Source organism: Gottfriedia acidiceleris, from assembly GCF_036421055.1.
GTDB lineage: Bacteria > Bacillota > Bacilli > Bacillales > Bacillaceae_G > Gottfriedia > Gottfriedia acidiceleris_C.
This window is the reverse complement of the sequence record NZ_JAZGQS010000003.1, coordinates 227,541-252,196: the sequence shown is the minus strand read 5'-3', so window position 1 is coordinate 252,196 and position 24,656 is coordinate 227,541. Positions and strand designations below refer to the sequence as shown.

The 24,656-nt window shown below is 33.1% G+C and carries 21 protein-coding genes; 16 read left to right on the top strand and 5 right to left on the bottom strand.

Going from position 1 to position 24,656, the window contains the following annotated elements:
- Positions 1 to 102 precede the first annotated feature (102 nt).
- Positions 103 to 1,749 carry a glycerol-3-phosphate dehydrogenase/oxidase gene (locus tag RAH41_RS06105; RefSeq protein ID WP_331221281.1) on the top strand — a complete coding sequence of 549 codons (1,647 nt, stop codon included), beginning with the start codon at positions 103 to 105 and terminating at the stop codon, positions 1,747 to 1,749.
- A gap of 77 nt (positions 1,750 to 1,826) precedes the next feature.
- Here RAH41_RS06105 and RAH41_RS06100 read toward each other — a convergent pair whose 3' ends face one another.
- A complete protein-coding gene (locus RAH41_RS06100) occupies positions 1,827 to 2,408 on the bottom strand; it encodes a DNA-3-methyladenine glycosylase (protein WP_331221280.1) in 582 nt (193 codons plus the stop codon).
- Between the two features lie 221 nt (positions 2,409 to 2,629).
- Here RAH41_RS06100 and RAH41_RS06095 point away from each other — a divergent pair, with 221 nt between their 5' ends.
- The 7 genes from RAH41_RS06095 to RAH41_RS06065 all read left to right on the top strand — a co-directional run bounded on the left by RAH41_RS06095 (position 2,630) and on the right by RAH41_RS06065 (position 11,584).
- Positions 2,630 to 5,017, top strand: a complete 2,388-nt coding sequence (locus RAH41_RS06095) for an immune inhibitor A domain-containing protein (RefSeq protein ID WP_331221279.1) — start codon at positions 2,630 to 2,632, stop codon at positions 5,015 to 5,017.
- A 329-nt stretch (positions 5,018 to 5,346) separates the two neighbouring features.
- A complete protein-coding gene (locus RAH41_RS06090) occupies positions 5,347 to 6,366 on the top strand; it encodes a Bug family tripartite tricarboxylate transporter substrate binding protein (protein ID WP_419471565.1) in 1,020 nt (339 codons plus the stop codon).
- A 63-nt stretch (positions 6,367 to 6,429) separates the two neighbouring features.
- On the top strand, positions 6,430 to 6,882 hold the full coding sequence (locus RAH41_RS06085; protein WP_331221278.1) for a tripartite tricarboxylate transporter TctB family protein: 453 nt from the start codon (positions 6,430 to 6,432) through the stop codon (positions 6,880 to 6,882).
- Positions 6,883 to 6,927: 45 nt separating this feature from the next.
- Positions 6,928 to 8,433, top strand: a complete 1,506-nt coding sequence (locus RAH41_RS06080) for a tripartite tricarboxylate transporter permease (protein ID WP_419471572.1) — start codon at positions 6,928 to 6,930, stop codon at positions 8,431 to 8,433.
- A 69-nt stretch (positions 8,434 to 8,502) separates the two neighbouring features.
- Positions 8,503 to 10,143, top strand: coding sequence for a sensor histidine kinase (locus RAH41_RS06075; RefSeq protein ID WP_331221276.1), 1,641 nt, complete (start codon positions 8,503 to 8,505; stop codon positions 10,141 to 10,143).
- Entirely contained in the window at positions 10,103 to 10,810 is a 708-nt protein-coding gene (locus tag RAH41_RS06070; protein ID WP_331221274.1) for a response regulator, read from the top strand. The genes RAH41_RS06075 and RAH41_RS06070 overlap by 41 nt, the downstream gene beginning before the upstream one ends.
- Before the next feature lie 234 nt (positions 10,811 to 11,044).
- Positions 11,045 to 11,584, top strand: a complete 540-nt coding sequence (locus RAH41_RS06065; protein ID WP_331221272.1) for a GNAT family N-acetyltransferase — start codon at positions 11,045 to 11,047, stop codon at positions 11,582 to 11,584.
- A gap of 85 nt (positions 11,585 to 11,669) precedes the next feature.
- Here RAH41_RS06065 and RAH41_RS06060 read toward each other — a convergent pair whose 3' ends face one another.
- The gene (locus tag RAH41_RS06060) at positions 11,670 to 12,629 is read right to left on the bottom strand and encodes an iron-siderophore ABC transporter substrate-binding protein (protein ID WP_331221270.1); all 960 of its coding nucleotides are present in this window, start codon (positions 12,627 to 12,629) and stop codon (positions 11,670 to 11,672) included.
- A 169-nt stretch (positions 12,630 to 12,798) separates the two neighbouring features.
- On the opposite strand from RAH41_RS06060, the gene RAH41_RS06055 reads away from it, so the two are divergent.
- From RAH41_RS06055 to RAH41_RS06035, 5 genes are all read left to right on the top strand, one after another.
- Positions 12,799 to 13,800: an iron ABC transporter permease gene (locus RAH41_RS06055; protein WP_331221269.1), complete on the top strand. Its 1,002-nt coding sequence runs from the start codon at positions 12,799 to 12,801 to the stop codon at positions 13,798 to 13,800.
- Complete coding sequence (locus RAH41_RS06050; RefSeq protein ID WP_331221268.1) at positions 13,797 to 14,849, top strand: iron ABC transporter permease; 1,053 nt, start codon at positions 13,797 to 13,799, stop codon at positions 14,847 to 14,849. The genes RAH41_RS06055 and RAH41_RS06050 overlap by 4 nt, the downstream gene beginning before the upstream one ends.
- 4 nt (positions 14,850 to 14,853) lie before the next feature.
- Positions 14,854 to 15,654: an ABC transporter ATP-binding protein gene (locus RAH41_RS06045; protein WP_331221267.1), complete on the top strand. Its 801-nt coding sequence runs from the start codon at positions 14,854 to 14,856 to the stop codon at positions 15,652 to 15,654.
- A 142-nt stretch (positions 15,655 to 15,796) separates the two neighbouring features.
- Complete coding sequence (locus tag RAH41_RS06040; RefSeq protein ID WP_331221266.1) at positions 15,797 to 16,519, top strand: phosphate ABC transporter ATP-binding protein; 723 nt, start codon at positions 15,797 to 15,799, stop codon at positions 16,517 to 16,519.
- Positions 16,520 to 16,531: 12 nt separating this feature from the next.
- Positions 16,532 to 17,311 (top strand): ABC transporter permease, encoded by a 780-nt coding sequence (locus RAH41_RS06035; protein ID WP_331221264.1) that lies wholly within the window; start codon positions 16,532 to 16,534, stop codon positions 17,309 to 17,311.
- Positions 17,312 to 17,359: 48 nt separating this feature from the next.
- Here the strand turns inward: RAH41_RS06035 and RAH41_RS06030 are convergent, their stop codons facing one another.
- From RAH41_RS06030 to mprF, 3 genes are all read right to left on the bottom strand, one after another.
- Positions 17,360 to 17,779, bottom strand: a complete 420-nt coding sequence (locus RAH41_RS06030) for an organic hydroperoxide resistance protein (RefSeq protein ID WP_331221262.1) — start codon at positions 17,777 to 17,779, stop codon at positions 17,360 to 17,362.
- A gap of 25 nt (positions 17,780 to 17,804) precedes the next feature.
- Positions 17,805 to 18,257 carry a MarR family transcriptional regulator gene (locus RAH41_RS06025; protein WP_331221260.1) on the bottom strand — a complete coding sequence of 151 codons (453 nt, stop codon included), beginning with the start codon at positions 18,255 to 18,257 and terminating at the stop codon, positions 17,805 to 17,807.
- A 201-nt stretch (positions 18,258 to 18,458) separates the two neighbouring features.
- Positions 18,459 to 20,981, bottom strand: coding sequence for a bifunctional lysylphosphatidylglycerol flippase/synthetase MprF (gene mprF / locus RAH41_RS06020; RefSeq protein WP_331221259.1), 2,523 nt, complete (start codon positions 20,979 to 20,981; stop codon positions 18,459 to 18,461).
- A 590-nt stretch (positions 20,982 to 21,571) separates the two neighbouring features.
- Here mprF and RAH41_RS06015 point away from each other — a divergent pair.
- The 3 genes from RAH41_RS06015 to RAH41_RS06005 all read left to right on the top strand — a co-directional run bounded on the left by RAH41_RS06015 (position 21,572) and on the right by RAH41_RS06005 (position 24,579).
- On the top strand, positions 21,572 to 23,167 hold the full coding sequence (locus tag RAH41_RS06015; RefSeq protein WP_331221258.1) for an FMN-binding glutamate synthase family protein: 1,596 nt from the start codon (positions 21,572 to 21,574) through the stop codon (positions 23,165 to 23,167).
- Positions 23,168 to 23,496: 329 nt separating this feature from the next.
- Positions 23,497 to 23,763 (top strand): hypothetical protein, encoded by a 267-nt coding sequence (locus RAH41_RS06010; protein WP_331221256.1) that lies wholly within the window; start codon positions 23,497 to 23,499, stop codon positions 23,761 to 23,763.
- A gap of 315 nt (positions 23,764 to 24,078) precedes the next feature.
- Positions 24,079 to 24,579, top strand: coding sequence for a DinB family protein (locus tag RAH41_RS06005; RefSeq protein WP_331221472.1), 501 nt, complete (start codon positions 24,079 to 24,081; stop codon positions 24,577 to 24,579).
- Positions 24,580 to 24,656: the final 77 nt, after the last annotated feature.

Genomic DNA, 24,656 nt, shown 5'->3' with positions numbered 1-24,656 from the left:
CTACATAGATGTAATTGTAGCGGTCCTTTTTAATTTTAAATTGATTTCTTTTGTGTCGCTTTTTTTAGACAACTAGAAAATTTGTTGAAGTGAGGTTATACAATGGCAGAACAATTTTCAAGTTTAAATAGAAAAAGGATTAAGAAAACATTAGCTGAAAGAGAGTTCGATTTATTAGTTATTGGTGGAGGTATAACAGGTTGTGGTATTGCACTTGATGCAACTACTAGAGGGATGCGTACGGCCCTAGTTGAAATGCAAGATTTTGCATCGGGTACATCTAGTCGTTCTACTAAGCTAGTTCATGGTGGGTTACGATATTTAAAACAATATGAATTCAAAATGGTAGCAGAGGTTGGTAAAGAACGTGCAATTGTTTATGAAAATGGCCCACATGTGACTACACCTGAAAGGATGTTACTTCCCATCTATAAGGGTGGAACTTTTGGTAAATTTACTACTTCTATTGGCCTTAGATTATATGACTACTTAGCTGGGGTAAAAAAAGATGAGCGGAGAAAAATGTTAAATCGAAAAGAAACGATCGAAAAGGAGCCATTAGTTAAAAGAGAGGGGCTTAGAGCTGGAGGATATTACGTTGAATATCGAACTGATGATGCTCGCCTTACAATCGAAGTTATAAAAAAAGCAGTTGAACACGGGGCACAGGCAATCAATTATGTAGAAGTGACAGATTTCATCTATGAAAATAATAGAATAGTAGGAGTCAAAGCAATCGATTTAATAACGAAAGTACCTTTTACAATTCGGGCAAAGAGGATTGTTAACGCAACTGGACCATGGGTTGACCAACTTAGGGAAATGGAACGAATAGAAAGTGATAAAAATCTTAGACTAACAAAAGGGGTCCATTTAGTAATTGATCATAAAAAGTTTCCTTTAAATCAGTCTGTCTATTTTGATACAGTAGACGGTCGAATGGTCTTTGCAATTCCAAGAGATGGAAAGACTTATGTTGGTACAACAGATACATTTTTTGATCGAGATACCGCTAATCCAAAAGTAAGTAATGAAGATAGGGAATATATTTTAAATTGTATTCAGTATATGTTTCCAACTATAAAACTGGAAGATACTGATATTGAATCAAGTTGGGCTGGCATTCGGCCTTTAATTTTTGAAGAAGGTAAGGATCCCTCTGAAATCTCAAGAAAGGATGAGATTTGGGAATCATCCTCTGGGTTAATTTCAATAGCAGGGGGAAAGTTAACAGGCTACCGGAAAATGGCGGAGACAATTGTAGACCTTATATCAAAAGATAATGATAATAGATTTAAAAAATGTCAGACTAAAACTTTACCAATATCCGGTGGCGATGTTGGGGGGGCAAAAGGTTTTAATTATTTTAAAAAACGATTTTCATCTGCGGGTATTGCAATTGGATTAAGTGAATCTGAATATAAAAGATTAAGTAAAATATACGGATCAAATATTGAGCATTTAATGAGTATATCATTTAGTGAATTGAAAGGTGATTCTAATCTACCATTATCATTATTTTTACAATTAGAATATGGAATTCAAAACGAAATGATTGTAAAGCCAGTCGACTTTTTTATTAGGAGAACTGGATTTTTATATTTTCAAATTGATCTAGTTCATAAGTATAAAGACGAAGTGATTCGTTATATGGCGAATAGATTAAGTTGGAATAAGTACCAAATTTTCGAATATCGTTTGGAATTGGAAGAGCAAATTAAAAATGCAGTTTTTTCATCTGATGAATGATGTTTAAAATAGGTTCCGAAATTAAGAAGACCCAGACTGTTTTAAAAGCGAGAGTTTATCAACAGCCTGGGTATTTTTTATCTTGAAACAAATTTGTTTTCCGTAATCCAAAATCTCCATGGATAGTCCCTCGCCTCGCCGGTATTTTCAATGCCGATTCTAGGTCCACTACTAATATGTTCTGGTTTTATTCCTTCTTTGATGTAAACGGGTGGAAGCCAAATCGGTTTTCCATATGACTCCATCGTAATATTCAATGCTTTTGTAAGCTTACCTGGTCCATTCGTTAAATTAGAAATTGGCTGATTTTTTCGAAGTTCAATCATTTTTTCAATCCCATTCACAGGTTCTAGTGCTCTAATTAATACTACTTGTGGTTTGCCGATTTCTTCACAAACTACATTAATTAAAGTATGAGTATGCATTTGATAAGTGTAGATGTAACCTGCCTCATGAAACATGATTTCAGTTCGTTTCGTACGTCGGTTTTGAAAACTATGTGCAGCACGATCTTCTGGACCCATATATGCTTCAGTCTCTACAATTATTCCGGAAAGTTCCATTTCATCAGTATTATGAACTAGTATTTTACCTAAAAGCTCCTTTGCTACTTGTATGGATGGTTTTAAAAAGAAATCTTGCTTAATTGTCGAAATCATAAAAAACTCCTCGAAAATTGTTTGATTTAAATAGAAAATGTATTTTCTTGTCAGATGAATAAGTATATATGCCTATTCATATTATTAAAAAACTATTAAAATTAGATTAAATACATTAACTGAATTATTAGAAATTATTTATAATTACTCATTGTACAATCCCCTTGAAGCTTGTACTATTTACTTATTGTTAGAATATTCAAATAGAGGGGTGTAGAATTATGGCAAGACCATCTTACTGGAAGGTATTATCGAGTGTCTCACTTGCTACAGCATTAAGTATGTCCATTTTTTCAACAGGAGTTACTTCAAAAGCAGCAATTCCTACTGAAAGTGAAAGTAAGCAATTAGTTGAAAGTCCTTATTTAGATTTAAACGTAGTAGATGAAGAAAGATTAGAAAAAGCATTAAGAGACAGAGGCGTGATCAAAGAATCTGATAGCTCTGAAACAGCTAATGCAAAGGTACAAGCTTACATAAAGGAAAAACAAGGTGAATATAAGGAAAAAGTAAATTCACAGTCACAATCTGAAATTGCTGATAAACAAAGAGCGACATTAGAAAAACGTAAAGCTCAACTTTTATCACAATTAAATAAAGGTCATGAAAACTATAAAAAAGGTAAACCAAATGGTGTAGTAAAAGTTGATTCAGCAAAACAAGCTGGCTATAACGGAGGAGTACGTGAAGATAAAGTATTAGTTATCTTAACTGAATTTGCTGATTTCAAACATAACAATATTGATAAACAAGATGGATACATATACACTGACGATTTCAGTAAAAAACATTACGAAGATATGCTTTTTGGAGATAAAGATTTTACTTTAAACGATGGCTCAAAAATTAAAACGTTTAAACAATTTTATGAAGAACAATCTGGTGGAAGCTATACTGTAAAAGGTACAGTAACAGACTGGTTAACAGTTTCTGGGAAGGCAGCTGATTATGGTGATGATAGCCCATCTGGTGGACATGATAATCTTGCACCACTAGGTCCACGCGATCTTGTAAAGGAATCATTACGTGCTGCAATCAACTCAGGAATTAATTTAGCTGATTTCGATGATTTAGATATTTATGACCTTGATGGTGATGGCAACATTAATGAGCCTGATGGATTAGTAGACCATTTAATGGTACTTCACGCAGGTACTGGACAAGAAGCTGGCGGAGGGAAGTTACGTGATAACGCAATCTGGTCACACCGTTGGACTTTAAATGGAGTAACTACTTTCTCAGGAACTAAATCAAAAGTTCCATATTGGGGAGGACAAATGGCTGCTTATGATTACACAATTGAGCCAGAAGACGGAGCAGTTGGTGTATTTGCCCACGAATTCGGTCATGATTTAGGATTACCAGATGAGTACGATACTGGGTACACTGGAAATGGTGAACCAGTTGCTTCTTGGTCAATCATGAGTGGTGGTAGTTGGAACGGCGCAATCGCTGGTACAACACCTACAAGTTTTTCACCGCAAAATAAAGAGTATTTCCAAAAAACGATCGGTGGAAACTGGGCTAATATGACAGAAGTAGATTATAAGGATATTGACGAAAAAGGTATTGCTACTTTTATTGACCAAAGTGTTACTAAATCTAATAACCCAGGTGTAGTAAAAGTTAACTTACCAAAGAAAGAAGTAAAAAGTAAAATTCAACCTCAATTTGGTGCAAAATACTACTATAGTACAAAAGGCGATGACCTTCACACTAAAATGACTTCACCAATATTTAATTTAACGACAGCTACAAATGCAAGCTTCTCTGTAAAAGCAAACTATGAAGTTGAAACTGGTTATGATTATTTAGATGTAAATGTATTAGATGCAGCAACAGGTGATAAACTTGCAACAATTGATACGATTGGTGATGAAAATACTGCAGGTGGACGTGAAACATCTAAAGGACTTTGGGTAGATAAAGTTTATGACTTATCTGCATTCAAAGGAAAAAACGTAAAAGTTCAGTTTGAATATGTTACAGATGGTGGACTGGCTCCTGAAGGATTTGCTTTCGACGAAGCAAAATTAACTGTTGACGGTGTAGTTAAATTTACTGATGGTGCAGAAGGAACTCCAGAATTTACATTAGACAAAGCAACCGTATCAAATGGTACTGATTTTAAAGATCACTTCTACTACTTAGAGTGGAGAAACTATGCTGGTTCTGATAAAGCATTAGAATATGCACGTGGAGTTAAGTATAATACTGGCTTAGTAGTTTGGTATGGTGATAATAGCTATACAGATAACTGGGTAGGTGTTCACCCTGGTGAAGGTTTCTTAGGTGTAGTAGATGCTCATCCAGAGGCTATCGTTGGTACATTAAATGGTAAACCATCTGTATCACAAAGTACTCGTTACCAAGTAGCTGACGCTGCTTTCAGTTATGACAAATCACCTGAATTCTACATTAATTCACCATCACGTGGGATTTTTGACTATGATGGACTACCTGGTGTAACAAAATTCGATGATTCACATAGTTACCAAAATACTTTAATTCCTGATGCAGGAAGAAAAGTACCTAACTACGGATTAAAATTCCAAGTAATTGGAGAAGCGAAAGATAATTCAGCAGGTGCAGTTTGGATTCATAAATAAGTAAGAAAAAAGAATGCGAGTCTGATATAATTTCAGACTCGTATTCTTTTTTTGTATTCCTTAAGATCTCGTTTTGAATAAGTAAATTACAAAATCCTTCGTATTAAGATCCTCATGAACCACTATGTAAAAGTAACTTTCAAAATCCAAACTACGCTTCTGTTTCCTCCTGAAGGCTCGTCAATCGGAGAGTTTCTTTTTCGTGGTTTTTATGAACAAAATGGTTTTAATGGATTTTACGTCTTTAACGTTCATAAAAACTTTTTTCAGAATTATTAAACTATAATACTTGTATAAGAAAGCGTTTCCAAAAAAGGGAGGAACTATAGGTGAAATTTAAAAAGACTGGTTTATTTGTAATGACTTCTTTAATCACTGTAAGTCTTGCAGCATGTAAAAGTAATAGTGTAACAACAGGAAGCAATAACTCATCTTATCCTAATAAGGCAATTTCGGTTGTAGCACCATCAGGAGCAGGTGGTGGATGGGATTTAACAGCTAGATCGTTCACTAAAGTATTAAGCGAAACAAAACTTGTTAAAGAACCTATGACGGTAGAAAATAAGCCAGGCGGTGGCGGTACGGTATTCATGGCCGAATATGCTACTCAAGATAAAGCTAATAATGAAAAATTATTTGTCAACTCACCACCTATTATTATTAATAACTTGAAAAAAGAAGGAAATAGTCCATATGGCTATAAAAATAGTACCCCATTAGCTCAGCTAACAAAGGATTATGGTGCAATCGTTGTAAAAGCTGATTCTAAGTATACAGATTTAAAATCACTTTTAGATGATATTAAAAAGAACCCGAAGAATATTACTTTAGCTGGGGGATCTGCTCCAGGGTCAATGGACCATTTAATTGGGATTTTACCTGCTTATAAATACGGTATTGATCCTACGAAAATTAAGTACGTATCCTATGATGGTGGTTCAGAAGCAATAACAGCATTATTAGGAAACAATGCGGATGTCATCTCGACTGATGTCTCTAGTACGCTTGAGTTTGTTAAATCAGGTAAAGTTAAAGTTTTAGCAGTAACATCACCTGAACGTTTACAAGGAGATGTATTGTCTGAGTTCCCAACAGCTAAAGAACAAGGCATTGATGCTGAGTTTATCATTTGGCGTGGGGTGTTTGGACCAGAGAAAATGTCTAAAGATGCATACTCATATTGGGAAAAAACAATTTCAAAATTAGTTAAAACAAAAGAATGGAAAGAAGAAGTAGAAAAGCAAGGCTGGCAGCCGGAATATAAAGATGGTAAAGAATTTAATTCGTTTTTATCCGAACAACAAACACAAGTTCAAGATTTATTAAAAGCATTAGGAATGAATAAATAGTTGAAATAAAGAAGGGGAAAACACTCCTTCTTTTCCATTATTGAACTTAAAGAGGTGAGATATATGAATAAAAAATTTGATCGATTAGCAGCAATCATTTTTCTTCTTACAGGTATTACTTTTATTTTAGAAAGTCGGAGTATAGCAGCTACTGCTTATGGAAGTGTAGTTGGTCCGAACGTTTTTCCATTCATACTTGGCTGTACGCTTTCTTTATTAAGCTGTAGGTTATTTTACGAAACATTTTCTTATAAAGAAAAAGAAAAGGAAGCAGCTCAATATAATTATAAGCAATTTTTTATCATTCTAGTTTCAGCGATTCTTTATGCACTTTTACTTGAGAAAATCGGTTTTATTATTAGTTCGTTTTTATTCCTAATTGTAGCAATTCAAACAATGGAGCGTGGAAACTGGATAAAATCACTTTCGATTTCTTTAGGTTATTCACTCATTATTTATTTTATTTTCGTCGATGTTTTAAAAGGTACGTTACCTGTTTGGTCAATTTGGTTTTAGAAATAAGAAGGGAGAGTTATGAACTTGAGTACTTTTCAATATTTAATGCAGGGATTTGAAACTGCATTTACATGGTACAACTTATTGTTTGCCTTTGCGGGAGTATTAATTGGTACAGCAGTAGGGGTATTACCTGGTATTGGGCCAATGAGTGGGGTCGCTTTACTAATACCTGTTACTGCTTCGGTAACTGGCTTTTTAGGACCAGAGCAAGCAGCGGGTAGTGCAATTATTTTATTAGCTGGTGTATATTATGGTGCGATGTATGGTGGTTCTACAACTTCAATTCTATTAAATACTCCAGGCGAATCTTCATCCGTAGTGACGACTTTAGATGGCTATCAAATGGCTAAAAAAGGTAGAGCGGGAAGTGCTTTGTCAATCGCTGCAATTGGTTCATTTGTGGCAGGGATTTTTACTCTTATTGCGCTGATCGTATTAGCAAAACCATTATCGGCATTAGCAATTAAGTTCGGTCCAGCTGAATATTTTTCATTAATGCTTCTTGGTTTATGTGCAGTAAGTGGACTAGCTGGGAAGTCAGTAACAAAAGCATTAATTATGACGATTTTCGGACTACTACTAGCTACAATTGGAATTGATTCTGTATCAGGAGTTTCTCGTTTTACATATGACATTCCATGGCTATATCAAGGGTTAGAATTTTTAACAGTAGCGGTAGGATTATTTGCTCTTGGGGAAGTATTTAAAACCATTATTGAAAATGAAGTTGAAGATGGCGAGATGGCAAAGATTAATAATTTATTACCATCTAAAGAAGAACTAAAAGAAAGTGCAGCACCGATCGCTAGGGGCTCTATTTTGGGATTTTTCGTCGGTTTATTACCGGGAGCGGGTGCTATTTTAGCTTCATTTTTTGCTTATATTTTAGAAAAGAAAGTCAGTAAAACACCAGAAAAATTTGGAACTGGTGCAATTGCCGGAGTTGCATCTCCTGAGTCCGCAAACAATGCCGCGTCTGGTGGTGCGATGATTCCTTTATTAACGTTAGGAATTCCAAGTTCAGGAACAACTGCAATCCTAATGGGTGCCTTAATGATGTATAACATACAACCGGGACCACTGCTTTTCGATGAACATCCTGACGTTGCATGGGGGTTAATTGCGAGTATGTTCATTGGTAACGTAATGCTGATTATCTTAAATATGCCTTTAGTAAAAATATTTGCAAAAATTATTCAGACGCCGAAGAAATACTTATTGCCACTAATTGTAGCCATTTCAATATTTGGTGTTTATGCCGTTCAAGTATCTGTTAATGATTTATTTCTATTAATAGCATGTGGTATTTTTGGCTATTTCCTTTCAAAGAATGATTTTCCAATCGCGCCACTAGTATTAGGAATCGTTTTAGGCCCAATGATTGAGAATAATTTAAGAAGAGCTTTAACCGTATCAAATGGTGATTATAGTATTTTCTTTACTCATCCTATTTCATTAGTATTTTTAATAATTGGATTACTTTGGATTCTTATTCCAATTATTATGAAATTAAAGGGTAAGGAAGTAGTTATTAATGTAGAAGCTTAAAATATTCTAACAAAACTCCTTTTATTAAAGGAGTTTTTTGATTATTATAAAAATATAAGGAGAAATTTTATGCGTTTACATTATAAGTTAATCATCTTTATTTCTGTTCTTATTTTAGTTATAAGTAGTGTTTTTGAAATAGTATCTCAAGAAATGCTTCTAAAAAACCTTAAACATGAAAAGGGATTAAAGGCTTTAGCCATTTCTCAAACAGTGGCAAATATGCCTGAAGTTCGTGAAGCATTTTCAAGTGAAAATCCATCTGGGATCATTCAGCCTATCGTTGAAAAGATTCGAAAAAAAGTTGGAGCGGAATTTATCGTTGTAGGAAATCTAAATGAACTACGTTATTCACATCCGAACCCATTACTAATTGGTCAGAAAATGGTTGGAGGAGATAATGATAAAGTATTTAAGGGACAGGAAATCGTATCAGAATCGACAGGTACACTTGGCCCTTCTTTAAGGGGAAAAACACCTATTTTTGATGATAATGGTAACGTAATTGGAGTTGTTTCTGTAGGCTACTTAATAAAAGATATCGATCATGAGGCAAATGCGTTTAGTAAAAAACTAATAAAAAATAGTATTGTCATATTACTTCTTGGAATTGGAGCAGCTTTTTTAATTTCATTTAATATTAAAAAATCGATATTCGGATTGGAGCCGAAGGAAATTGGAAGGATGTACAAAGAAAAACATGCAATTTTAGAATCGATTCATGAAGGAATCATTGCGATTGATGAATACGGAGAGATTACGGTAGTAAATGAAAATGCTCATAAAGTACTTTCTATTTCTAATAATATAAAGCTCAGAGGATTAAAAATAGAAGACATATTGCCTAATTCACATCTGAAGAAAGTAGTTGAAACGGGTAAGCCAATTTATGATGTAGAGTTTTTAATAAATGAAAAAGTAATGATTATTAATTGTATACCGATTGTTGGTGTGAATTCTAAAATTGTTGGAGCAGTCACAACCTTTAGGGAAAAATCAGAATTAAATAAATTGCTAAATGAACTATCGCAAATAAAAGCATATTCAGAAGGCCTTAGAGCACAGGCACATGAATATTCAAATAAGTTACATACAATTTTAGGCTTAATACAGCTTGAATCGTATCAGGAAGCGATTGAATTGATTTCAAAGGAATCAAATATAACTCAAAATATTATCCACCTTATTATGGAAGAAATTTCAGACCCAGTCGTTGCAGGACTTCTTTTAGGTAAAATAAGTTTAGCTAATGAGTTAAAAGTAGACTTTAACATTGATTATAATAGTAGTTTTGCAGATGTACCTAAAGAAATAAATAGGGAAGACTTAATAACGATAATAGGAAATCTATTAAATAACGCATTCGATGCAGTATTAGAAACGAATAAAACAGAAAAACTTGTTTCACTATTTCTAACTGATTTAGGTGAAGATTTAGTAATTGAAATAGAGGATAATGCAAATGGAATTCCCGAAGAGTTAATCGATGAGATTTTTGAATATGGTATGACTACTAAGGAGCAATCTAAAAATTCAGGGATCGGACTACATCTAGTTCAAAGATTACTCCATAAATTAAACGGACAGATTACTTTTCATTCAAATGAACATGGGGGAACTACATTTATTGTTGCCATTCCGAAACGCCAAAAGGAGAGTAACAGATACGATGAGAAAGAATTTAATAGAAATAGAAGTGTTAATAGTTGAAGATGATAGTAGAATTGCAGAAATACATCAGCGATTTATTGAAAGAATAGAAGGGTTTAGTGTAATCGGTATTGCAACCAATTATCAAGAAGCAGTTGATTTAATTGAGATCCTAAAACCGCAGCTAGTATTATTAGATGTTTATTTTCCAGATATGAATGGCTTAGATTTTTTACAATGGATGAAGAAAAATTCAATTTTGGCAGATGTTATTATGATTACAGCATCCAAAGAAATCGACTCAGTTAATAAGGCGTTACATTATGGGGTATTTGATTTTATTATTAAGCCAGTCATTTTTGATCGTTTTAAAAAGTCTCTAATTCGTTATGCAAATTATTCAAATAAAGTGCAAAGCCTACAATCAAAAAGTGCTTATCTAACTCAGGAAGAAATCGACGGTTTAATTGGAAAAAATAATTCGGTGATTGAAGAACAAAGTATATACCCTAAAGGCATAGATAAGCTTACTTTAGATAAGGTGTTACTAGTGATAAATGAAGTTCATAACGGAATGACTGCTGAGAATATAGGACTGGAAATTGGCGTTAGTCGTACTACTGCCCGGAGATATTTAGAATATCTAGTATCTGAAGGAAAAGTATTAGCGGATTTAGCATATGGTACGATCGGTAGACCAGAAAGGGTTTATTTAATAAAAAACTAGCTTATTTGATTAAGTAAAGTTTACTTAATGACTATGACAAACCTAACATTTCTGTAACAGGAATTGAAAAAAATAATAAAAAGAGAATCGTCTAAACGCTTGGTACACAAGCGTTTTTTATGTTTTTTACAAGTTTATGACAATGTGAGTTTACTAGAGTTTAGTTTTTGAAAGCGTTGAAAACCTGACATTTGTTCTATAAAATATACTTTGCAACAACTACGGAGGGATAGTATGAAAATACGTTTATTAACTAAAGAAGATGCAGAAATCTATCTTAATATTCGTTTAGAAGGTTTAAAAGAGAATCCTGAAGTTTTTATTACAACTATGGATGAAATACTTGATCAAGATGACCCTATTGAATACAAAGCAGAAATATTGGATCAAGATAAAAATTATACGATTGGTGCATTTACTGACAAAGGTCAATTAATTGGAGTAGCAACTTTAAAAACATTTGAAAAGGTTAAAGCAGAGCATAAAGGAAAAATTGAGTCTGTCTATGTTTCACCTAGTGCTCGGAAAATGGGGGCAGGCTATCTTCTAATTGAAGAAGCGATCCACTTAGCAAAAAGCTTTGGACTTGAACAACTTACATTAAATATCATAGAAGGTAATGAAACAGCAAAAAAACTATATGAAAAACTAGGATTCAAAACATTTGCAAAAACCCCTAATAGTTTAAAATTTAACAATGAATATTGGGACCAAGAGCATATGATGCTTACGTTAATTGCAGGAATTGCTGAAGATGCAGAGAAAGCAGGATAAGCAAGTATTGCAGGCGTAGAACAAATAAAAAGTTTACCTAAATTGTCGTTTAATCTGACAATAAAGGTAAACTTTTTAAATTGTTTTATTTAGTAAAGGTCTTTTCAATGTCATCTAACATTAAGTAAGCAGCCTTGATTCCACCAGCAGTGTTCCAAGTTACATCATTTACTTTTATGACATGTCCATTTTTAGAAGCATTTAACTTTTTGAATAATGGATCTTCTATAAATTCTTTTTCAAGCTTAGAACCAGACTCCTTACCGTCATCATATGTAAAGTAGAATAGGTAGTCTCCATCCATTGCTGGAATACGTTCTTTTGTTACGCCTTTTTCAGCAAAATCAGGAGCATTTTGTTCTTCAGGACGTTGGAATCCTAATTGTTTTAGAATTACACCAGAGAAAGTATCTTGGTGATAGATTCGTACATCAGCGCCCATAAAACGGACCATTGATATTTTTTGATTTACTTTATCACCTAATTCTGCTTTTAGATCATCAACACGTTTTGTATAATCAGCTAATACTGTATTACCTTGTTCTTCTTTGTTTAAAACTTTTGCATAAAATTTGAAATTCTCTTGCCAATCTCCACGTAATGTTTCAGCGAAAACTGTTGGTGCAATTGCACTTAATTGATCATACACTTTTTCTTGACGCATTTTATTACCGATGATTAAATCTGGTTTTAAACCAGCAATTTTCTCAAGGTTAACTTCACTTTCCACACCTACAACTTCTACGCCATCCATATCTTTAGAAATATGATCGTACCAAGGGTTTCCTGTCCATGATTTAACAGCACCAACTGGTTTCACACCTAATGCTAGTAAAGCTTCTGTTCCTTCGTTTGTTAAAATAACGACTCTTTTTGGATTAACTGGAATTTTTGTCGTACCCATTGCATGCTTAATCGTAATTGTATTTGCTTTTTTACTTTCTCTACCAGAAGCTTCGTCTGATTTTTTTGTGCCACATGCACCTAATACCATAATTGCTGCAATGAATAGAGCAATTAGTGAGGAAAATTTTAGTTTTTTCATAGAATGGTCTCCCTTTTTAGTTGATAATGATTATCAATTGTCTTGACAAATAGTATTATAGATTAAGATTTGATTAGAAGTCAATAAGAAAATGAAAATCATTCTCATTGACTTGATAATTCATATCATTTAGACTAATAGAAGAGAATAGAATAGTAGGAGATATAAAATGCTTATTCACCCAAGATTAAAAGTTATCGTATTAGTAATTTTTATTTTATTATTAATGATCTGTTTTTTTTCTAGTATTTTACTAGGATATACGCATACTAGTCTTACAAATTTAATCCATTCATTTACACAATTTAATGGGTCTAATGAACAGTTAATTATTAAAAATGTACGAGTACCAAGAGCAATCATTGCTTCAATAGTTGGAGCAAGTTTAGCAATAGCTGGTTTATTAATGCAAGTTTTAACGAAAAATCCTCTAGCATCACCAAGCGTTCTAGGAATTAACGCTGGTGCCTCGATGTTAATTGTATTTAGTCTGACATTTTTCCATTTACAATCTCCTAATGCGACTATATGGCTTTCATTTATAGGGGCTACATTATCAGCCGTATTTGTCTTTGGGTTAAGTTCAATAGGGAGAGACGGGGCGACACCATTAAAAATTACTTTAGCTGGTGTTTCAATTACAGCTATGTTTAGCTCCATCACCCAAGGCTTACTAGTAACAAATGAAGTAGCATTAGAGCAAGTACTATTTTGGCTAGCGGGTTCAGTTCAAGGGCGTTCACTTGATACTTTACATATGGTATTACCATATATCGTCATAGCCTGGGTGATCTCACTTGCACTTGGTGGAAAGATTAATACATTTATGCTAGGAGAAGATGTCTCAAGGGCTTTAGGTCAAAATACAGCTTTATTAAAAACGACATTAGTTGTATTAGTCATCATACTAGCAGGTGGTGCTGTAAGTATAGCAGGACCTATAGGATTAGTTGGTATAATAGTCCCTCAAATAGTTAGAACATTCATTAAAAATGATTATCGCTGGATGATTCCATTTTGTGGTATTTGCGGGGCAATTTTACTTCTTTTAGCTGATGTAGGATCTCGCTATATTTTAATGCCAGAAGAAACGCCAGTTGGTATTATGACCGCAGTTATTGGTGCACCATTTTTTATTTACTTAGCAAGAAAAGGCGGTACATTTAAATGAACATGATCAAATTAAGAAACAAGTACTTTTCAATACTATTAAATAAACAATCATTTTCTGTTTTAATAATTGCCATTCTTTTACTGATCAGTTCATTTATAGTGAGCTTAACGCTAGGTGACCGCTATATCTCAATTCCAAAAGTATTATCTGTTATTCTAGGTGAAGGTGAAAAAATAGATGAATTATTTATACAAGCATTTCGAATGCCACGAATCATTATTGCAATTTTAGCTGGGATTTCATTAGCAATCGCTGGAGCAATTCTTCAAGGACTAGTTAGAAATCCACTAGCATCTCCAGATATTCTTGGAATTACAGGTGGGGCAGGTGCTGCGGTTGTATTATTTTTAGCTATTTTTAGTGATAATCGTACGAATCAATTAACAGTAAGTATAAAATGGCTACCATTAGCGGCATTTATCGGTGCCATCATAAGTTTAGTATTTGTCTATGCTTTTGCTTATAAGGATGGGGAATTAAAGCCTTTAAGATTAGTTTTAGTAGGGGTTGGATTTTCAGCATTAGCTCAGAGCACAACTTCATTCTTTATGATTATTGGACCTATTTTTAGAGCAACTGAAGCGAATATGTGGTTAACCGGGAGCGTATATGGAGCGAACTGGGAACAAGTTAAAATCATTACAGTCTGGACTTTAGTTTTTATCACGCTAGCTTTATCGTTAATTAGACATATTAATACGCAGCAACTTGGAGATGAAGTTTCAACAGGCTTAGGAGTTCAAGTAGAAAAAAATCGCCTAATCTTGTTATTTATAAGTACAGCATTAGTAGCTGGTGCAGTTGCATTTGCAGGAGCAATCGGATTTGTTGGACTAATTGCACCTCATATTGCTCGGAAAATAGTAGGTGCTTCTTACGGTGCATTGATTCCCTTATCTGGAATAATCGGTGCGATTATGGTATTAATAGCTGATACAATTGGAAGAACGGTTTTTAGTCCAATTCAAATACCTGCTGGTGTATTTACTGCGGTAATTGGTGCACCATATTTTATCTATTTATTATTTAAGACTGGAAAAAGGTGATAAGATGTCAACGAGTGCAATCGAAACAGAAAAATTAACGTTATCGTATGATGATCGTACAATTATAAACGAATTAAATTTTCAAGTCCCAAAAGGAAAAATAACAGTTTTAATTGGAGCTAATGGGTGCGGAAAATCAACATTACTTCGTTCTCTTGCTAGATTACTTCAACCAAAAAGTGGAACGATCTTACTTGATGGAAAAGAAATAAGTAAGCGACCTACAAAGGAAATCGCACGCACTCTTTCAATCCTGCCTCAAAGTCCTACTGCACCTGAAGGGTTAACAGTGTTTCAATTAGTAAAACAAGGAAGATATCCATATCAAACTTGGTTAAAACAATGGTCAAAAGAAGATGAAGAAAAAGTAAATCATGCTTTGAAAATGACAAATATGTATGAATTAAAGGATCAATTAGTCGATTCATTATCAGGTGGACAACGCCAACGTGCATGGATTGCGATGACATTGGCTCAGGATACAGATACAATTTTACTAGATGAACCAACAACATATTTAGATTTAACACATCAAATTGAGATATTAGACTTACTTTACGAATTAAATGAAAAAGAACAGCGTACCATTGTTATGGTACTACATGATATAAACCTAGCATGTCGTTATGCACACAACGTTGTAGCGATTTCAAATGGTAAAGTTTATGCAGAAGGCGATCCAGAAAACATCATTAATCAGAACTTAATCTGTGACGTTTTCTGTATGAATTGCGATATTGTGAAGGACCCATTATTTGGAACGCCACTTTGCATACCTCACGGGCGAGGAAGAAAAATAATTTAATCACTTTTAAAAAGGTGTCCTAAAAGTAGGGCACCTCAGTTTGTAGAATTACGTTTGATTTTCAGACTGATTGCAAGCGCATGTCAACAGTCTGTGGTGTCCTTGAATGGGGCACCTTTCATTTACTAAGAGGTGAAATAAAATGTCCTTATCAATAAACAATATAAGTGTAGAAATTCTTGGTAGTCCGATCCTTAAAAACATTACTTTTCAAACGAATAAGGGTGAAGTTTTTTGCCTAATTGGAACGTCAGGAGCGGGGAAATCAACATTGCTTCGGACATTAAATCGATTACAGGGTATTAGCAAAGGTGAAATTCAACTAAATGGACAATCAATATACAAAATGACGCCTCAAAGTTTAAGAAAAAGTGCTGTAATGATTCTACAAACACCTTCATTATTTGAAGGGACCGTTGGGGATAATATTTTATTTGGAGCCAAGTTAAACGGACGCTATGATAAGACAGATTCGAAAATAGTTGCGAAATCTTTAATAGAAAAAGTAGGATTAGAAACGAATTTACTTGATCGGAATGCTTCAACACTTTCGATTGGTCAACAGCAAAGAGTATCGATTGCTAGAGCAATAGCCATGAAACCAACTATTTTATTATGTGATGAAATTACTTCAGCATTAGATCCACAATCGACTCTACATATTCAGGAGCTTCTATTAACTTTAAAAAGAGAAGAAAATTTAACGATTATTCTTGTTACACATAATATGGATCTAGTTCAACAAATAGCTGACCGAATAGGGTTACTGATTGATGGGAAATTAGTAGAAGTGAGTCCAGTTAATGAGTTTTTTATGAATCCAAGCACGGAATTAGGGAGAAATTTTCTTTCTACAATTGCTTAAAGAGGTGAAAAATTGGAAGGTAATTTACCTATTACAGGAGTATCTCTGACATTTTTATTAATTATAATTGCTATTGCCTTATCCTATTATCAAAAACTTGGTGTTGAAAAGGACATTGGCATTTCTTCAGTTAGGACAGTTATTCAATTAATGATTATGGGCTATGTACTTGAGTATATTCTGCAAATTCAACATTTATTGGTGGTAATCATTATTTTGTTTTGTATGATTTTATTCGGTGCTTATACTTCGAGTAAGAGGTCACAACAAATTCAAGGCGCATTTCTTATTTCATTTATTAGTATTTTGCTAGGTGTCATAATTTCTTTAGGAGTTGTATTGGTAGCAAACAAAATTGCGTTGAAGGCTCAATATGTTATTCCAATTTCAAGTATGATTATTAGCACATCAATGAATGCAAATAGTTTAGCATTAACGAGACTTAGAGTGGAAATTCAGGCAAGTAAAAATCAAATTGAAGCTGCATTATGCTTAGGGGCAACAACTAAACAAGCTTCAAATCATGTCATAAAAAATTCTATTAAAGCTGCCTTAATTCCATCAATTGATCGAGCTAAAACTGTAGGAATTGTTACTTTACCAGGCTCAATGACGGGAATGATTTTTGCTGGCATAAGTCCTTTATATGCAATTAAATATCAATTGCTAATAGAGTGTATTTTAATTGGCGCTATTGCAATTAGTGTATTCTCCTCAACACTTCTATCCTATAGAAAATTCTTCACAAAAGACGATTCATTAAAATATGAAACGTTAATAGAACAAGGATAATGATAGAGGGAGAAGGGGGCAATTAAACTTCTCCCTTTATGCTAAATATTATCCAATTACTCTTAATTGTACATCCATGTTTCCTCTAGTTGCTTTTGAATATGGGCATACTCCATGGGCTGCTTTAACTAGCTCTACAGCTACTTCTGTTGGAACACCTTGTACTTTTACATCAAGTTGAGCAGCTAATTTGAACCCTCCATCAGCAGGGTCTTTACCAATTGTTATGTTTGCTGTTACTGATGTAGATTCTAGTTTAATTTTTTGGTTACGAGCTACTAAATTTAATGCACTGTCAAAGCAAGCGGAATAGCCAGCAGCAAAAAGTTGTTCAGGATTCGTTGCTCCACCAGGTCCGCCTAATTCCACTGGTGGTTTAAGTGATAAATTAATAAAATCATCTGATGAAATAACTCTTCCGTCACGTCCACCTGTTGCAGTTGCTGTAGCAGTATATAATTTTTCCATTACAATCTCTCCTTAATATAAATTACTATTTTTTATTTTCATTTGCAGATTGAACTTTCTTTAATAAAGCCTTTGTTTGATTTAGCATTGTAAAAAATTCTTCTTGAGTAGTATTACTTTCCTTAAAAAACTTCTCAGGTATACAGAAAGCTTTTTCTTTTAATTTAATACCTTCCTCAGTTAATGTGATAAATACTTTTCTCTCATCACTTGAATCACGAATACGGGAAATTAGTCCCGCAGTTTCCATTCGCTTTAGCATTGGTGTAAGAGTTCCTGAGTCTAACAAAAGAGTTTCCCCAAGTTCTTTTACAGTTTGTTGATCTTTTTCCCATAGTGAAAGCAATGCAAGATATTGCGGATACGTTATACCAATTTCATCTAAGATTGGACGATACAATTTGGTAATTTCTCGAGAACAAGCATAAATTGAAAAGCATAATTGATTTTCAAGCAAAAGCTGATTTTCTTTATTCATTCAATCAACATCCTTCTATATTAGTTGTGCACAATTTAATATGACACAATCATAATTGATAAGAAATGATTTTGCAAGCAATAATAACTATTATTTTTTACCAATTTTTTAATTTTGATTAATAATTGAGTAGGTTTGAAATGGAAACCGGTTTATTCAAAAAAAGCCAGTCAATGTTCAATACATTAACTGGCAGTAAATTTAATCTTTTCTAGACCTAGAAATTAATGAAGTAATTTGTAGCATGGTGATTGGTAAGGATGTTTTTTTATGATATGCCAAAAACTTAGGAGTCCAAGAATTAACATATTTTTCTTTAAAGCTTCTTAAACCTTGAAAGTGATATAAAAATTGTCCATATTGATAAATTTGCGCTGCAATTTTTTCACTTGTAAATGAATACTTAGATAGACCAACGTTTGCTAAAGGTGTCATACCGACATTAAAATAATGAAAACCTTTAGACCTAAACCATTCAATTAAGTTAACAAACATAAAGTCCATAATTCCTTTTGGAGCGTCAACTCTATGACGCATTAAATCAATTGAAATCGTATGCTCATTATAGTTTGGCATAATGGATGCAAAAGCAATCATTCTATTTTCATTGTTTTTAATGATAGCTACTGGCGCAAGTTTGATATAATCCTCATCAAAATAGCCAAGTGAAAACCCTTTTTCTTTTCGCCCTTTCAACCACTCTTGTGATAATTCCTTTAATTCCGCAAAGAATTCATTTGAATAAGGTGGTTCAATCATTTCAAAACTATATTCTTCTCGTTCAAATTTATTATAGAGTGCACGAATACCTTTATTACGTTTTCCTGATAAAGAGAATGTTGAGATATCAGTAAATCCTTCTTCACCAAGTTTAAAGAAATCAAAACCGTTTTCATGTAAATAGGATAGTGAATTTGAATTTACTTGGTAGAAGACGAGGGTATACCCATATTGATCAGCATAGTTTAATAATTCCTCAATGGCAGGATATAAACGAGATTTTTCACCAACAGGGTCACCTAAAATAACTAATTTGTCTGCATATGGCTGAAAAATAAATAATACTGTCTCATCCTGAGCCCAGAATAAATATTTATCATGTAAAAAAACCAAATGTGATAGTTCTGTGCCACCATACTTATTAAAATGTTCTTTTATCTTTTCTTCTTCAGCTTTCGTATTTATAAATTCAAATTGTTTTCTTTTAACTTTAAAAAATGCGATATAAAAAAATAGTAAAGCAGCTGCAAAACCAAGTACTGCACTTATCACGATATCTCTCGAATTAACAAGGATATAAGGTAAGTATTTAGCAGGTATTTTGACATTTGTTTGAGGTAGATTGATATAAGCAATGAGTAAATAACTACCTAAAAAGAAAAATAAAATAAAATTATCAACAATAAGCTTACCCCAAGTTAGAACGAAGCTTTCTCTATAAAATTGTTTCTTTGAAATAAATAATATAAAAGCAACTGCTAATACAAAAAGTGCTTCTTCATAATCTAATCCTTTTGAATAGGTTGTAACTGCCCCAACAATTAGCATGAATAGTGTAATATACCATGCTCTTTTATCTTTATAATCAATTCCACGAGAGAGCCCTAACAATGTAAAACCTGCTGTGACCGAAATTAAATGTGAAATATTAATAATTGTCGAAGGTAAAATTAAATTTAAGAGACTAATTCTTAAAAGCATACTTGGCACGGCAGCAGAAACTAAAAGAATAACACCAGATAAAAATACTAAAATCGTTAAAAGTTTATGTCCTATATAAGTAGAAATTTGATTTGGAATATTATTAAATGATTGATTTATTTTATTCCATAATAATTTAAGAGCTAAAACAATCCCGCAAGCAAACGGGAAAAAGAAATAACTGAAACGATAAATCAATAAAACAAGAAGTGTCGTTTCCTTATCAATTCCAAAGTATGTAAAACCTAGTAGGAAAATAAAATCAAAAGATCCTAAACCGCCTGGAATCATACTTAAAAGTGCTGCAACAGACGCTACTAAAAAAACTGGTAATACCTCTATGATTGAAATGTCGATATGCAAAAATAAACAAATAAAGTAAATGAATAAAAAAATAAAAGACCATTCACATAAGGAAATGACAACCAGTGAAAGCATATATTTTGCGGAAAAATCCTCCGAGAAAAAATTACGTTTTAAATAAACGACTAAAAACATTACCGGGAAATAACAAATTGCAATGATTATAGCGATATATAAATACTTATATTCATTTAAAAATGATAAATCAAATATTCCAGTAAATAAAACTAAGCTCAATATCGATAATCCAGAAAGTAAGAATATCGTTACACTACTCACTGCTTTAACAATTTCGGGTCCGGTGCGATCTTTTCGATAAAAAAGAGTTCGAATGGTGGTACCTGCAACCCCACCAAGACCAATTAGGTTTGAGGAAGTATTCGCAAGCCATGCTACCATTAATATTTTTCGAAAACTAAAATCTAATTTTAATAGTCTTACAAGTACAAAGTCATATAAAAACATTGGAGATACGGCTATAATTCCTAATGCGAAAATCAAAAAGTACTGTATTAAGGTTAGTGACTCCATATAGTTAAAGAACATTTTAAAGTCGAAGTTTAAAAGTACGTTTTTTCCAACAAATATAAATGTAACTAGTAATATTGAAATGAAAAATAGTTTAAATAAACCTACTTTACTAATCCGAATCTTATTCATAAGACACTCCTGAAGTTATTATTCAACAAATAAAATAATAGTTATTAGCATTAGTATTCCATATTATTCCACTATTTAACAAGAAGAATATTAACATGTCCTAGAAAATTTAATAACTTATTATTTTTGAGAAAAAAAGTTAATTAGATTTTAATTTTAAAGACTATTTTGCGCTTAGTATTCATTAAAAAAGACTTAGGTTTCCACTCATTTTTTAAGGAGCGAGACCTAAGGCACTTCCATTTTCTGTTGTTGTGACAGTAGTGTGCAATTAGGGGACTATTTTTTGATTTATTGAATAGTTATAAGTGAAAAATTAAAAGCCTTCTAAATAAAAATGGGAGACATGAAGAATATTTAAATGATCAAAAGAAATTGTTAAATAACGATTGAAGACATCTAAGACTAATTTTTTCAAGATGGCTTTCTAGCTGAATAAGAGTGTATTTGATGATGAATGCACTGTATAAATTGAAAGGAAATATGTAAAGAATAAAACGGAAACTTGATTAAGAAGAGTATGAATGAAGTATTTTAATGTTAATTAAATTTGATAGCAATGTTACGGAACTTTCAAGGGGGAATTATAATTGAATATAACAAATGTTTTAATTATCCTTGGATTCATTTTTTTTGCTTTAATACTTTTAGGTTTAATAATAGGTACACTTTATTTGTTCTTCATAGATCGAAGACAGAAGCAGCATCCAATACTCCGTAATTATCCAGTAATAGGAAGAGCTAGATACTTCTTAGAAACGATTGGACCTGAGTTACGTCAGTATTTATTTAACAATGATCTAGAAGGTAAACCTTTTTCTAGAGAAGAATATGAGCATATTGTCAAAAAAGCAAAATATAAACGAGATGTCCTTGGATTTGGGTCTAAAAGAGACTTTGAAGAAAAAGGATATTATATTAGAAATTCGATGTTTCCAAAACTATCAGAAGAATTAAAAATGGACCAGCAAATAAACGTAACAACAAACCGATATTTATTGATTAAAGAGCCTTTATTTACACAGAAGGAAGAAAGATTAGAGAAAAATGATTCACTTGCATTTTTATTGGATGATCGTGATGCAATTGTGATAGGTAAAAACACGAGGTATCCTTTTATTGTAAAAGGCCAGATTGGTATGTCTGCTATGAGCTATGGATCCTTAGGTGAAAAGGCTATAACTGCACTCTCAGAGGGATTAGCAATTGCGAAAGGGACATGGATGAATACGGGTGAGGGTGGTTTGTCTGAATACCATCTAAAGGGTGGCGTGGATATTATTATGCAAATTGGCCCAGGTTTATTTGGGGTTAGAGATAAAGAGGGGAATTTTAATTGGGATGCATTGAAAGAAAAAAGTAAAATTCCTGAAGTGAAAGCTTTTGAACTGAAATTAGCTCAAGGTGCAAAAACACGTGGTGGGCATATTGATGGAGAAAAGGTAACGGAAGAAATTGCAAGAATAAGAATGGTAGAGCCGTTTAAATCGATTGATAGCCCTAATCGTTTTCGAGAGTTTCACGACTTTCCTTCATTATTCGACTTTATGGAACAAATTCGAGAACAAACTGGAAAACCAGTTGGAATGAAAGTGGTTATTGGAAGTGGTCAAGAAGCTGATGAATTAGCAAAACATATAAAAAGTACTGGGAAGGGCCCGGACTTTATTACTGTAGACGGTGGAGAAGGTGGGACAGGTGCCACATATCAGGAACTTGCAGATAGTGTAGGGTTGCCTATTAAATCTGCATTACCTTTAATGGACCATGCTTTAAGAAAATATGGCGTACGTGACCAAGTTAAAATAATAGCTTCAGGAAAATTATTTTCGCCAGATCGAGTAGCAATTACGCTAGCTATGGGGGCTGACCTTGTTAATATCGCAAGAGGATTTATGATTACAATTGGTTGTATTCAAGCATTAAAATGCCACTCCAATGCATGTCCAGTCGGTGTAGCCACAACAGATCCTGATTTACAAAAAGCCCTTGTCATTGATGAAAAAAAATATCGAACAGCAAATTATCTAATTTCAATGCGTGAAGGTTTATTTCGGTTAGCTGCAGCTGCAGGTTTGGAATCACCTGCCCACTTTCAAAGAGAACATGTTGTTTATAAAGATGAAAAAGGGAAAGTATGGTCACTGAAGGAAATTTATCAATCATTGGTAGAAAATGTAGATTAAAAAATAGTACCTTAACAATGTATTTTTCGGTGCAAGTCCGGACTTAATCAAAAATAGTTTTTAAGTTCTTAATAGATGAACAATGAGAGACTACCTAGGTAGTCTTTTTCTGTGACGGATAGTCGACCTAGTCAATGCTCGAAAGCAACCTTTGAAATTGACTGTAAATTAAGTATTCGGTAGTTTGTGGAAAGAGGAAGGTTATTTATCTAAAAAATTTTTAAGCCATGCTTATAGCCTATTCCGCAAAATCCCAATCCTACATATATTATAAAGATTCGATAGCCCAAAATTGCATAATTCGTTAGTTAAAAGGGAGGAAAGTTATTTTGAATTTCTACAACCAACTTTATAACCACTTTGATTATTATAGAAATCCACAACAAGCTGTAAATCCACAACAAATTCTAACAGTAATAAACCCTGCTGTTAGTCATGGATTAAAAGAAGCACAACAACTTGGTTATCAACATGCGTTAACAGAAGCAGTTGCTATAGGTTATTTGATGGGAAAAGGTTATGATTATAATACAGCTTGGAAAACAGTTGAATCTTGGTGGAGACCACCGGGAACGCCTACACCTACTCCATATTAGAAGTTAAAAAGTTATTTGGAATTATCATAGTTAAAGAAAATTTTTGAGGAATCATTCATTTAGGAGATTCCTTTTTTGTGTTTGTGAATCTATATAAATAATACTTCATTTAGTAATTAGGACTCGATTATAGTTCGTATATAATAGTAAATATAGTTGTACAAATAAAAATCGACTGCAAAGTCGATTTTTTATTTGAGATAAATGGTAGGTATATTGAAGAAGGGATTTGTATACGAATATTGAAATGATTAGTTACATATGCAAAAAATGTAAAAAATTTAGATTTAAGTAAATACAAAGGAGGAATAAACACTGAGCGAACTTGAACTGATTAATACATATAAAAATGAGCTTCAAAATTACACTTTAGAACAGTTAAGGTATAAATCTGAAGAGGATGTTTGGTCTATTAGTCAAATGTATGACCATTTAATCATTTGTGCCCATGAATATCTAGATAACATGGAAATTTGCGCCACCTTAAATGATGAACAACCCCTTGGAAAAACGGAATTTGGTGAGAATTTATATAAGATTGGGGGATTTCCACCAATTAAAATTAGATTACCAGATGAACTAAATGATCCACCTAATAATTCAGATAGCAAGGACGAGCTTATCAGCAGAATAAATCAAGTCATTTTAAGGTTAAGCAAATGGGAGTCGAAAGTGAATCAGATTAACCCAAATTATAAAGTCGAGCATGGAGGGTTTGGATGGCTAAATGCAAGGGAATGGTATGAATTGGTTTATATGCATTTTCGTCATCACTTGCGTCAAAAAAGGGATTTAGAACAGAGGCTTGTTAAGTGACGGGCATTCTTTAAACTAACCTATAAAAAAATTTAAGTTTTTCCGAGAAAACAAGGAATTTAATTAGATAAAAATAC